We start from the raw sequence: 11,800 nt of genomic DNA, 5'->3' as shown, positions 1-11,800 counted from the left end.
CGAGCCACATCAGCAGCCGGCAGGAAGGGCGGAGGCGAGCACAGCCGATCCGCCCAGACCACCGTTGAGGCTGGAGTAGTAGTAGAAGGTGCCGGCCGTCGAACCGGTGGCACCAGTGGCGGACGCTCGCGCATTGGAGCCCACCACGCAGTAACTGGCCTTGTCCGAGCTCTGCTTGTAGGCGATGACGTTGCCTGAGCTCAACGTGATGGTGGCGGTGCCGATCGTGATCTGGTTTGCCCCGCTCGAGGGATTGGTGCTGTTCGCGCTGGCCGGATAGATCTGCGTGTCGACCATCGACGTCTCGGCGCTCTGCGCCACCGTGCGCAGGTCGGACTTGATGCTGCTGTCCACGGCCTTCTGGCGCTGGTTGAGGAACACCGGCACAGCGATCGCCGCGAGGATGCCGATGATGATCATGACGACGAGGAGCTCGATCAGGGTGAAGCCCTGGTCCTTCTCCTCCATGGCCTTGCGGATGCGAGCCATCATGGCCAGCTCCCCCTTCTCGAGTCCTGGACGCGCGACCCCCGCACGCCCCCGTTGCAGTCCTGGTATCGACACCGGGGAGCACCCCTTGACCGGCCAAACGCCCGCTCACCCGGACGGCGCAGGGCGCCCACCACGGTCGGTGAGCGCCCTGCGGAGGTCAGTGACGGAGGGTCACTTGATGAGGTTGAACACCGAGAAGATCGGCATGTACAGCGCGATGATCATGCCGCCGATGATGCTGCCGAGGACGGCGATCATGAGCGGCTCGATGAGGCTCGTGAGGGCGTCGGTGGTCGCCTCGACCTCCTGGTCGTAGAACTGCGACACCTTCTCGAGCATCGTGTCCAGCGCTCCGGTGTCCTCACCGACCGCGAGCATCTGCGAGACCATCGGTGGGAAGATCTTGTGCCGCGTCAGCGGCGCCGCCATGGAGTCACCGCGCCGCACGCTCTCCTGGAGGTCCTCCGAGGCCCGCTCCAGCACCACGTTGCCCGCGGTCGCCCCGACGATCTCGAGGCTCTGGAGGATGGGCACCCCCGAGCGCATCATCATCCCGAGGTTGCGGGTGTACCTGCTGAGAGCGATCTTGGCGAAGAGCTGGCCGAACACCGGCAGCTTGATCTTGAGGGGGTCCACGACCCCCCGGACCTTCGGGTGGTGCTTCCAGCGCATCCACGCGACCGCCCCGGCGACGCCCACCACGAGGATGACCGGCGCTCCGACGCGCAGTCCGTCGGAGAGCACCACGAGGATCCGCGTGGGCAGCGGCAGCTGCCCTCCGAGCGAGGCGAACATGCCGGCGAAGATCGGCACGATGAAGAGCAGCATGCCCACCACCGCCAGGATGGCGATGACGAAGACGACCACCGGGTAGGCCATGGCTGACTTGATCTTGGCCTGGAGCTTGACCTCGGCCTCGAAGTTGTCAGCGACCTGCAGCAGCACCGCCTCGAGGAAGCCGCCGACCTCGCCGGCGCGCGTCATGTTGATCATCAGGGGCGGGAAGACGCGCGGGTGCTTGGCCATCGCCACGGACAGCGAGGAGCCGCCCTGCACGTCGATGGACACCGCACCGAGCACCTTGGCCAGCGCCTTGTTCTGCGTCTGGTCGGACAGGATGGTCAGCGCCCGCAGCAGCGACAGCCCCGAGCTGATCATGGTGGCGAACTGGCGGGACATCACAGCGAGGTCCTTCAGCGCCACCCGGTCGCTGCCGGGCAGGCGGATCTCGCGGTTGAGGCCGACACCGGCCGGCTTCACCGACAGCGGCGCGTGGCCCTGCGCCCGCAGCCGGCTCACCAGGGCCGCCTCGTCGGCGGCCTCGAGCTTGCCGGTGACGAGCTTGCCGGCCGCGTCGCGGACCGTGTACTCGTACAGCGTCGAGGTGGCCATCAGACGCCGCCCACCAGCCGGGCGAAGTCCTCGGGGCTGTGCGCCTTCTCCGCGGCCTCACCGCGGGTGACGCGGCCGCGGCGCACCAGGTCGGCCAGGTGCTGGTCCATGGTGTGCATGCCGTGCGCGGCACCGGCCTGCATGGCCGAGTAGATCTGGTGGGTCTTGCCCTCGCGGATGAGGTTGCGGATGGCCGGGGTGGCCATCATCACCTCGGTGGCCACGGCGCGGCCCTTGCCGTCCGCGGTCTTGCACAGCGTCTGGCAGACCACGCCCTGGATGGCGCCGGCCAGCTGGGTGCGGACCTGCTCCTGCTGCTCGGCGGGGAACACGTCCACCACGCGGTCGATGGTCTGCGCGGCGTCCTGCGTGTGGAGGGTGGCGAACACCAGGTGACCGGTCTCGGCGGCGGTGAGCGCCACCGAGATGGTCTCCAGGTCGCGCAGCTCACCGACGAGGATGATGTCGGGGTCCTGGCGCAGCACGTGCTTGAGGGCGGTGGCGAAGGAGTGGGTGTCCTCCCCCACCTCGCGCTGGTTGACCAGGCACTTCTTGTGGCGGTGGAGGAACTCGATGGGGTCCTCGACGGTCATGATGTGGTCGCTGCGCGTCGAGTTGGCCAGGTCCACCAGGGCTGCGAGCGTGGTCGACTTGCCTGACCCGGTGGGACCGGTGACGAGCACGAGGCCGCGCGGCAGCGTGGCGAAGTGCGCCACCGACGGCGGCACGCCGAGGGTGTCCAGGGGCTTGATCTCCGCGGGGATCACGCGGAACGCGGCACCGAGGGACTCCCGCTGGCGGTAGACGTTGACGCGGAAGCGCCCCCGGCCGGGGACGGAGTGCGCGAAGTCGAGCTCCAGGTCCTCCTCGAAGCGAGCGCGCTGCTTCTGCGTGAGCATCCCGAAGAGGCTGCGCTGCAGGACGGCGCCGCTGAGCACCTCGAACCCCTCCAGCGGGCGCAGTCCACCGTGGAGCCGGATGGTGGGCGGGGCCCCCGCCGTGAGGTGCAGGTCGGAGGCGCCGGTGGCCAGCATGGCCCGCAGCACCGCCGTGATGTCCAGCACGGACTCGTCGTCAGCGGCACCACCACCGACACCGGCCCGGGGCTGCTCCGGTGCGTGCTGCACCGGCACGGAGACCGCGGGGTGCCCGGGGTCGGGCGTGCGCGCGGGCGGCGGCAGGAGCGGGTCGTCCTGGAGCAGGGAGGACGGGTGCCACGTCGCCGCCGGAACCGCAGCGGGACCCGCAGCCGGGGCAGCCACCGCGGGGTGCGCGGCGGTGGTGGAGCCGTCGGCGCCGCTCCACGTGACGCCGAAGTCGTCGCCCGTCCCACCGCTCCAGCTGCTCACGCGGTCCTCCTGCTCACGCACCGAGGGCACAGCCCTCCCGTCCTGCGTCCCATCGGCGCGGCGGGCGGGGGGCTTGAGCGCTGGGCGTCAGCGGCTGACGAGGCGGGAGGCCGCGTCCTCGTCGTCGTCCGGGGTGGCGGCCATGGCCGCCTCGCCGGCGGTGCGCATGGCCTCCAGCGGGGCCTCGCGCCCGGTCATGAGCTCGACCTGGCGCTCGGCCTGGTGCACGAGCATCGAGAAGCCGCCGACGACGGGCGCGCCGAGCCGGTCCCACGCCCGGGCCAGGGCTGTGGGCCAGGGGGCGTAGACGACGTCGAGGAGGGCTCCCGCCGGTCGCGCACCGCTGTCGACCAGTGCAGCGGCGACGGCGTCGGCGGCTCCGGCCGGTGCCGTCGAGACCACCGCGCCGCAGCCCGCCAGGACCGCGGCGGCGTGCCCGGCGTCCCCCCAGGGCTGCAGGCGCACCCGCACCCCGAGGCGCTCGGCGACGTCGAGCAGCGCCCGGGCGCGCTCCACGGAGCGGACCAGCACCACCGGCTCGGCGACGCCCAGCTGCGCCAGCGCGGCGACCGCGGACGCGGCCGTCGCCCCACCGCCCAGCACCGCGGCCGACTCGGCCCGCTGCACCCCCGCCTCGGCGAGGGCGGCGACGACGCCGTGCACGTCCGTGTTCTCCCCGCGCCACGCGCCGGGGCGCCCGGGGACCGGCAGCAGCGTGTTCACGGCGCCCACGGCCAGCGCCAGCTCCGAGGCTTGCGCCAGCAGGGGCAGCACGGCCTGCTTGAGCGGCATGGTCAGCGACACCCCCGCCCAGCTCTCGTCGAGCTCGGCGACGGCGGCGGGCAGCGCGGCGGCGTCCACCTCGCGCCGGCCGTACGCCCAGTCCAGGCCGAGCTCGGCGTAGGCGGCCCGGTGCAGGGCCGGGGACAGGGAGTGGGCGATCGGTGAGCCCCAGACGGCGGCCTGCACGCTCACCCCTGCTGCGGGTTGGCGCGCAGCCACGCCTGGAACTCGGCCACGTTCTGCTGGTGCTCGGCGAAGGTGGCCGCGAACTTCGTCTCACCCGTGGAGGGGTTGACCACCACGAAGTACAGCCAGTCTCCCGGGGTGGGGTCGAGCACCGCGCGCATGGCGTCCTCGCCGGGCGAGGCGATGGGGCCCGGCGGCAGACCGGGGTGCAGGTAGGTGTTGTACGGCGAGGGGTTCGCGCGGTCGGCGTCGGTGGTGGTCAGGCCGGTCTTGCCGTTGGCGTAGTTGACCGTGGTGTCGAACTGCAGCGGCTGGCCCGCGGCGACGCGGTTCTCGATGACGCGCGCCACCTTGGCCATGTCCTCGGCGTTGGCCCCCTCCTTCTGCACCAGGCTCGCCTCGGTCATGAGGCGGTGGCGCTCGGAGGCGTCGGCGGGGAACCCGACGTCGTCCATGGCCTTGGTGGTGCGCTGCACCATCTGCTGCAGCTGCTGCAGGGCCGTGGTGCCCGGGTCGAAGGTGTACGTGGCGGGGAAGAGGTAGCCCTCGACGGCGCCCCCCGCGTCTGCGGGCAGGCCGAGCTGCGGGTCCTTGGCGGCCGCCTCGTAGGCGGAGACGGGCAGGCCGGTGGACTCCGAGAGGCGCTGGTAGATCTGCGAGGCCGTGTAGCCCTCGGGCACCTGCACCTTCCAGGAGGTGCGCGAGGAGGGGTCGAGCAGGAGCGCCAGCGCCGAGGCGCCGGACATCTCCTTGCGCAGCTGGTACGTGCCGGGCTGGATGCCCGCCGACTTCGGGTCCGCGGCGGCCGCCGAGACGAAGGCGCCGGGGGTCTTCACCACGCCGGCCTCGGCGAGCACCGACGCGATCGTGCGGCCGGAGGCCCCGTCGGGGACCTGCACCGTCACGGTCCCGCTGCCCTCGCCCTCGTAGTCCCCGCTCTCGGTCATGCTGGCCACGAGGCCCTTGACCTGACCTCCCACGAGCACCGCGGAGGCCCCGAAGAGCACCGCGCACACGGCGAGCACCACGAGGGTGACGGTGCGGCGGCGCTTGCGGCGCCGCTGGCGGTCACCCTTCTCGGCCAGGCGCTGCGACGACCGCGAGCCCCCGCCCGCGCCGTCCCCGGAGGACGAGCGGGACTCCGGGGTCCCCGGCAGGTCCTCCAGCGACAAGCCAGCCATCGACGCGCACAGCCCCTTCCTCCCGCCCCCGGCCTCAGCCCGGGGCGGGCCCGGGGTCGACGGTCGACCCCGGCGGCCGGCCCGTGGCGCGCTCAGCGTCAAGGGCCGTCTGCAGGATGAGCACCGCCGCGACCTGGTCGACCACCTCTCGGTGGCGACGGCCGGACCGCCCGGAGGCTGTCAGCGCCTGGTGGGCGCTGACCGTGCTCAACCGCTCGTCCACGAGCCGCACCGGCACCGGCGCGACCATGCCTGCCAGGTCAGCAGCGTAGTCACGCACAGCCGCCGCCGCTGGACCTTCACGTCCGGAGAGCGAGACCGGCAGCCCGATGACCACCTCGAGGGCGTCCCTCTCAGCGATCTCCGCTGCGATGCGTCGCAGGTCAGAGCGCTGCGTGCGATCCCTCTTGAGCGTCTCGACGGGCGAGGCGATCGAGCCGCTCGGGTCGCAGACCGCGAGCCCGACGCGGACCGACCCGACGTCCACGCCGAGCCGGACCCCGTCCCTCACGCGCGCTCCACCGGGTCAGGTCCCTCAGGACCGGTCAGGCGCCGACGGACGACGCCACGGCGTCGCGCACGGCGTCCAGGGCTGCGGGCAGCGCCTGGGCGTCGGTGCCGCCGCCCTGCGCGACGTCGTCCTTGCCGCCCCCGCCGCCGCCGAGGGCGGTGGCGGCCACGCGGACGAGCGCACCGGCCTTGAGCCCTGCCGCGCGGGCCGCGGGGCTGGTGGCGATGACCACGACGGGGCGGCCCTTCGCGACGCCGCCGACGGCGACCACGGACGCGGACTCACCGAGGCGGCCCCGCACGTCGAGCGCGAGGGTGCGCAGGTCGTCGGCGGAGGCCACCTCGCCGGCGCTCGTCGCCACCAGGCGCACCGCGTCGGCGGCCGAGCCGCCCACGAGCTCGGCGCCCGCGGCGAGGGCGCCCGCTGCCGCGAGGACCTCCTTGGCGCGGGCCGCGGCGATGGTGCGGTCGGCCTCCTTGAGCTGGTCGAGCAGGGTGGCGATGCGGTCGGGCAGCTCCTCGGAGCGCACCTTGAGCAGGCCCGTCAGCTGGCTGACCAGCGCGGACTCCCGCGCCAGGTGGGCGTGGGCGTCAGGGCCGACGAGGGCCTCCACACGACGGGTGCCGGAGCCGATGGACTGCTCCCCGAGCAGCGCGACGACGCCCAGCTGCCCGGTGCGCTCCACGTGGGTGCCGCCGCACAGCTCCTTGGACCACTCGCCGATGCCGACCATGCGCACGCGGTCGCCGTACTTGTCCCCGAAGAACGCCAGCGCGCCGGCGCGGCGCGCCGACTCGGGGTCGGTGACCGTGGTGGTGACGGCGAGGTCGTCGGCGAGGAAGGTGTTGACCTCCGCCTCGACGTCGGCCAGCTGCGCCGGGGTGGGCGCGGCCAGCGCGGTGTAGTCGAAGCGCAGGCGTCCGGGGGCGTTCTCCGACCCGGCCTGGCGCGTGCCGTCCGGGCCGAGCGCGTCGCGCAGGCCCTGGTGGACCAGGTGCGTGGCGGTGTGCGCGCGGGCCACGGCCAGGCGGCGGCCCGCGTCGACGACGGCCTCCACCGGGTCCCCGACCGCTATCTCGCCGGAGACCACCGTGGCGTGGTGGACGTTGAGGCCGGGGATGGGCCGCTGCACGTCGGTGACGTCCACCACCGCGCGCACGCCCGTCGGGCCGGTCACGGTGAGGCGCCCGCGGTCGGCCAGCTGGCCGCCGCTCTCGGCGTAGAAGGGGGTCCGGTCCAGGACCAGCTCGACGTCGTCGCCGGCGAGGGCGACGGGCACGCCGGCGCCGTCGCGCAGCAGGCCCACCACGCGGCCCTCCGCGGAGAGCACCTCGTACCCGACGAAGTCCACGTCGCGCCCGAGCTCGTCGGCCACCTGCCGGTAGCCGGCGGTGTCCGTGCGGCCGGCGCGCTTGGCGCGGGCGTCCTCGCGGGCGCGGGTGCGCTGCTCGGTCATGAGGCGGCGGAAGCCGTCGGCGTCCACCGAGACGCCCTGCTCGGCGGCCATCTCCAGGGTGAGGTCGATGGGGAAGCCGAAGGTGTCGTGCAGCTCGAAGGCGCGCTCTCCGGACAGCACGGCGGCGGCGCCGGTGGAGGCGGAGCTCTTCTTGGCCTGCGCCACGGCGGTGTCGAGGATGGTGGTGCCCGAGACGAGGGTGCGCCGGAACGCCTCCTCCTCGGCGTAGGCGACGGCGCTGATGCGCCCGAAGCCCTCGCGCAGCTCGGGGTAGGCCGGGGCCATGGCGTCCAGGGAGACCGGCAGCAGCTCCGGCAGCGTCGGGGCGTCCACGCCGAGCAGGCGCATCGCGCGCACCGCGCGCCGCACGAGGCGGCGCAGCACGTAGCCGCCGCCCTCGTTGCCGGGGGTGACGCCGTCGCCCATGAGCATGAGGGAGGCGCGGACGTGGTCGGCCACCACGCGCAGGCGCACGTCGGCGTCCCGGTCGGCGCCGTAGCGGACACCGGCCAGCTCGGCGGCGTGCCGCAGCACGGGGGCGACCTGGTCGATCTCGTACATGTTGTCGACGCCCTGCAGGAGCAGCGCGGTGCGCTCCAGGCCCATGCCGGTGTCGATGTTCTTCTTGGGCAGCTCGTGGAGGATGGGGAAGTCCTTCCCCTGGCCCTCCCCGCGCTGGAACTGCATGAAGACGAGGTTCCAGATCTCCAGGTACCGGTCGCCCGCGGGGTCGTTGGCGGGACCGCCGTCGGGGCCGTAGGCGGGGCCGCGGTCGACGTAGATCTCCGAGCACGGGCCGGCCGGTCCGGGCTGCCCGGTGGACCAGTAGTTGTCCTCCATGCCCAGGCGCTGGATGCGCTCGGGCGGCAGGCCGGCGACGGTCTGCCAGAGGCGGTGCGCCTCGTCGTCGTCGACGTAGACGGTGGCCCACAGGCTGTCGGGGTCGAAGCCGTAGCCCCCCTGCGACTGCGGGGTGGTGACGAGCTCCCACGCGTAGGAGATCGCCCCCTCCTTGAAGTAGTCGCCGAAGGAGAAGTTGCCGTTCATCTGGAAGAACGTGCCGTGGCGCGTGGTCTTGCCGACCTCGTCGATGTCGAGCGTGCGCACGCACTTCTGCACGCTCGTGGCGCGCGGGTAGGGCGGGGTCTGCTGGCCCGTGAGGTACGGGATGAACGGCACCATGCCGGCCACCGTGAACAGCAGGCTCGGGTCGGGGCTGATCAGCGAGGCGCTGGGCACCACGGTGTGGCCGCGCGCCTCGAAGAAGTCGAGCCAGCGCCGGCGGATCTCGGCGGTCTCCACGGGGGTCCCCTCCTGGGGGTGGTCTGGTGGTCTGGTGGTGTGGTGGTCAGCGGGCCGGCGTCAGCCGGCGTGCTGGCCGCGCCGGGGCGCGGTGGGGTTCTCGAGCAGGTCGCGGGCGGTGGCCTCGTCGATGGTGCCGGTGTCGACGCCGAGGGCGATGCGCAGCTCCTCCTCGCGCTCGGCGGCGCCGGAGCGCACGTCGGCGGCGAAGTCGCGCAGCCCGTCGGCCAGTCCCGACCACCCGCCCTCGGAGGTGCTCACCGAGCGGGCCGCCTGCACGGCGCCCACGGCGGCGGCCACCACGCCGAGGCCCACGAGCACGAGCCTGCCCACCGCTCAGGCCCCCTGGCGCGCGGCGCGGCGGCCGGCGCGGCGGCCGTTCACGGCCTGGCGCACGCCGTAGGTGAACGCGGCCACGCGCACCACGGGAGACCCGAGGGTGGCGGCGAACAGGGCCGTCAGCGCGGAGGCGTTGGTGGTGATCTGCGCCGCGTTCGTGGTGATGGTGTCGATCTTCTCCATCTGCTCGTTCGCCTGGCCGACCGTGGTGGTGACCTCGGCGATGAGCGGGACGGTGGAGTCCGACACCCCCTTGATGGCGGCGCGGGCCTCGTCGAGCACCTGGCCCAGCTTGAGGATGGGCCGCGCCAGCAGGGCGACCAGGACGACGAACGCGAGGGCCGCGATGAGCCCCGCGACATCTCCGACGGACAAGGGGACTCCTGAGCTTGGGGCGGTGACGTGCTCGGCGACCCTACCGCGCAGCCGTCACCGGGCCGTCGAGCGCGGCGGCCCACCGGCGGCACACCCCCGGGGAACGCCGCGACCCCCGCCCCGCGAGAGCGGGACGGGGGTCGTGGTGCTGGGTCAGCGGCCGTGGCCGCGCAGAGCCCGGAAGGAGGTCAGCGCGCGTAGAACTCGACGACGCGGGAGACCTCACAGGTCACGGGGACCTCCTCGCGGGTGGGGCGGCGCGCCAGGCGCACCTTGAGGTCGGCGAGCTGCACCTCGAGGTAGCCGGGCAGCGTGGGCAGCACGTCGCGGTGGGCGCCGGCGGCAGCCACCTGGAACGGCGTGGTGGCCGCGCTCTTGGCGTGCACCGAGATGATCTGGCCCGGGCTCACGCGGAAGGACGGGCGGTCGACGCGCTGGCCGTCGACCAGGATGTGGCGGTGCACGACCAGCTGGCGGGCCTGGGCGATGGTGCGGGCCAGGCCGGAGCGCAGGACGAGGGCGTCCAGGCGCATCTCGAGCAGCTCGATCAGCACGTCACCGGTGCGGCCCTGCGAACGGCGGGCCTCCTCGAACGTGTTGCGCAGCTGCGCCTCGCGGATGCCGTACTGAGCGCGGAGGAGCTGCTTCTGGCGCAGGCCGAGGGAGTACTCGGACTCCGTGCGGCGACGGGCGCGGCCGTGCTCGCCCGGCGGGTAGGGGCGGACCTCGAAGTAGCGCGCCGCCTTCGGCGTGAGCGGCACCCCGAGGGCGCGGGACAGGCGGACCTGGCGACGGTTGCGGTTGGAGTGGGACACGAGCGGGTGGCTCTCCTTCTCGGGGCGGGCACTCGCGGTCGGGGCTCCCACCTCTCGGACCGAGTGGGACGACCAGCGAACGACGGCGGCCTCCCCCGACCGGCGGCTGCCGGACCAGGGTGACCACGAGGCGCGGGCGCCAGACGGCGCAGCACCAGCGGAGAACACTACCGCAGGTCTACCGGCTCCTGAGCAGCGCGCGGATCCGCTGCAGGCGCTCGCCGATGCCGCGCTCCACCCCCCGGTCGGTGGGGCGGTAGTACTCCCGGTCGGCGAGGTCGTCGGGGGCGTACTGCTGCGGGGCGACGGCGTGCGGGGCGTCGTGGGCGTACACGTACCCCTTGCCGTGCCCGATCCTCTGGGCCCCCGCGTAGTGCGCGTCGCGCAGGTGCGGCGGCACCGGGCCGCCCCGCCCGGCGCGGACGTCGGCGACGGCCGCGTCGATCCCGAGGTAGGCGGCGTTGCTCTTGGGCGCTGTCGCCAGGTGCACCACGGCCTGCGCCAGCACGATGCGCGCCTCCGGCATGCCGATGAGCTGCACGGCCTGCGCCGCGGCCACCGCCGTCTGCAGGGCGCTGGGGTCGGCCATGCCGACGTCCTCGCTGGCCGAGATGACCAGGCGCCGCGCCACGAAGCGCGGGTCCTCCCCCGCCTCCAGCATCCGCGCCAGGTAGTGCAGCGCGGCGTCGACGTCGGAGCCGCGCAGGCTCTTGATGAGCGCGCTGGCGACGTCGTAGTGCTGGTCGCCGCCGCGGTCGTACCGGACGGCGGCGATGTCGACGGCGCGCTCCGCGGCGGCCAGGTCCACCCGGGCCGGCCCCTCGCCGTCGTCGTCGTGGTCGTCGTCGTCGGAGGACGAGGAGGACGACGACAGCGCCCGGGCGTCCAGCGCGAGGCCGGCCGCGGCCTCCAGGGCCGTCAGCGCGCGGCGGGCGTCACCGCCGGCCAGGCGCACGAGGTGGGCCAGGGCGTCGTCGTCGAGGGCCACCTGGCCGGCCAGGCCCCGCTGGTCGGAGACGGCGCGCTGGAGCAGGTCGCGCACGTCGTCGTCGGTGAGCGGCGCCAGGCGCAGCAGCAGCGACCGGCTCAGCAGCGGCGAGACCACCGAGAAGCTGGGGTTCTCCGTGGTCGCGGCGATGAGCACCACCCAGCGCTCCTCCACACCGGGCAGCAGCGCGTCCTGCTGGGCCTTGGTGAAGCGGTGGATCTCGTCGAGGAAGAGGACGGTCCGGCGGTCGTGCAGGTCGCGGGCGGTCTTGGCGGCGTCGAGCACGCGGCGGACGTCCTTGACGCCGGCGGTGACGGCGCTCAGCTCCTCGAAGCGCCACCCCGTGCCGCGCGCGACCACGTGGGCCAGCGTGGTCTTGCCGGTGCCGGGCGGGCCCCACAGCAGGACGCTCGCCGGCCCGGCGCGCCCGTCACCGCCCTCGACGAGGCGGCGCAGCGGGGCGCCGGGGGTCAGCAGGTGCTGCTGACCGGCCACCTCGTCGAGGGTGCGCGGGCGCATCCGGACGGCGAGCGGAGCGCGCACCGATCGGGAGGTCGGTGCGGCCCCGCCCGGGCCGCCGCTCGCGTCGTCGTCGTCGCCCAGGCCGCCGCTGAAGAGGTCGGCCGTCATC

The 11,800-nt window shown here is 74.0% G+C and carries 11 protein-coding genes; all 11 read right to left on the bottom strand.

The features are described from left to right. Nucleotides 1–9: 9 nt before the first annotated feature. The 11 genes from H7K62_RS21555 to H7K62_RS09655 all read right to left on the bottom strand — a co-directional run bounded on the left by H7K62_RS21555 (nt 10) and on the right by H7K62_RS09655 (nt 11,799). Complete coding sequence (locus H7K62_RS21555; RefSeq protein ID WP_222437334.1) at nt 10–492, bottom strand: type II secretion system protein; 483 nt, start codon at nt 490–492, stop codon at nt 10–12. A 171-nt stretch (nt 493–663) separates the two neighbouring features. Beyond that, complete coding sequence (locus H7K62_RS09700; protein ID WP_186717728.1) at nt 664–1,884, bottom strand: type II secretion system F family protein; 1,221 nt, start codon at nt 1,882–1,884, stop codon at nt 664–666. Continuing rightward, on the bottom strand, nt 1,884–3,233 hold the full coding sequence (locus H7K62_RS09695; protein ID WP_370591695.1) for a type IV pilus twitching motility protein PilT: 1,350 nt from the start codon (nt 3,231–3,233) through the stop codon (nt 1,884–1,886). Before H7K62_RS09695 ends, H7K62_RS09700 begins: the two co-directional genes overlap by 1 nt. An 87-nt stretch (nt 3,234–3,320) precedes the next feature. Continuing rightward, nucleotides 3,321–4,202: a shikimate dehydrogenase gene (locus tag H7K62_RS09690; protein ID WP_186717727.1), complete on the bottom strand. Its 882-nt coding sequence runs from the start codon at nt 4,200–4,202 to the stop codon at nt 3,321–3,323. A 2-nt stretch (nt 4,203–4,204) separates the two neighbouring features. Further along, nucleotides 4,205–5,383 (bottom strand): endolytic transglycosylase MltG, encoded by a 1,179-nt coding sequence (gene mltG / locus H7K62_RS09685; RefSeq protein ID WP_222437333.1) that lies wholly within the window; start codon nt 5,381–5,383, stop codon nt 4,205–4,207. A gap of 34 nt (nt 5,384–5,417) precedes the next feature. Next, nucleotides 5,418–5,894 carry a Holliday junction resolvase RuvX gene (gene ruvX, locus H7K62_RS09680; RefSeq protein WP_186717726.1) on the bottom strand — a complete coding sequence of 159 codons (477 nt, stop codon included), beginning with the start codon at nt 5,892–5,894 and terminating at the stop codon, nt 5,418–5,420. 34 nt (nt 5,895–5,928) lie between these two features. Continuing rightward, nucleotides 5,929–8,652, bottom strand: coding sequence for an alanine--tRNA ligase (gene alaS / locus H7K62_RS09675; protein WP_186717725.1), 2,724 nt, complete (start codon nt 8,650–8,652; stop codon nt 5,929–5,931). A gap of 60 nt (nt 8,653–8,712) precedes the next feature. After that, a complete protein-coding gene (locus H7K62_RS09670; RefSeq protein WP_186717724.1) occupies nt 8,713–8,985 on the bottom strand; it encodes a hypothetical protein in 273 nt (90 codons plus the stop codon). A 3-nt stretch (nt 8,986–8,988) separates the two neighbouring features. Further along, nucleotides 8,989–9,366 (bottom strand): DUF948 domain-containing protein, encoded by a 378-nt coding sequence (locus H7K62_RS09665; RefSeq protein ID WP_186717723.1) that lies wholly within the window; start codon nt 9,364–9,366, stop codon nt 8,989–8,991. Nucleotides 9,367–9,554: 188 nt separating this feature from the next. Then, nucleotides 9,555–10,181: a 30S ribosomal protein S4 gene (gene rpsD, locus H7K62_RS09660; RefSeq protein WP_186717974.1), complete on the bottom strand. Its 627-nt coding sequence runs from the start codon at nt 10,179–10,181 to the stop codon at nt 9,555–9,557. Nucleotides 10,182–10,359: 178 nt separating this feature from the next. Further along, nucleotides 10,360–11,799, bottom strand: coding sequence for a replication-associated recombination protein A (locus tag H7K62_RS09655; RefSeq protein WP_186717722.1), 1,440 nt, complete (start codon nt 11,797–11,799; stop codon nt 10,360–10,362). Nucleotide 11,800 lies beyond the last annotated feature (1 nt).

The organism is Quadrisphaera sp. RL12-1S, assembly GCF_014270065.1.
GTDB lineage: Bacteria > Actinomycetota > Actinomycetes > Actinomycetales > Quadrisphaeraceae > Quadrisphaera.
Note: the sequence above shows the minus strand (reverse complement) of the source record. Positions and strands in the feature narration are given on the sequence as shown.

What these genes read in the sequence shown, in the direction of transcription:
- H7K62_RS21555 (WP_222437334.1), bottom strand. Translation starts at nt 492, where the DNA reads ATGATGGCTCGCATCCGCAAGGCCATGGAGGAGAAGGACCAGGGCTTC.
- H7K62_RS09700 (WP_186717728.1), bottom strand. Translation starts at nt 1,884, where the DNA reads ATGGCCACCTCGACGCTGTACGAGTACACGGTCCGCGACGCGGCCGGC.
- mltG (WP_222437333.1), bottom strand. Translation starts at nt 5,383, where the DNA reads ATGGCTGGCTTGTCGCTGGAGGACCTGCCGGGGACCCCGGAGTCCCGC.
- H7K62_RS09655 (WP_186717722.1), bottom strand. Translation starts at nt 11,799, where the DNA reads ATGACGGCCGACCTCTTCAGCGGCGGCCTGGGCGACGACGACGACGCG.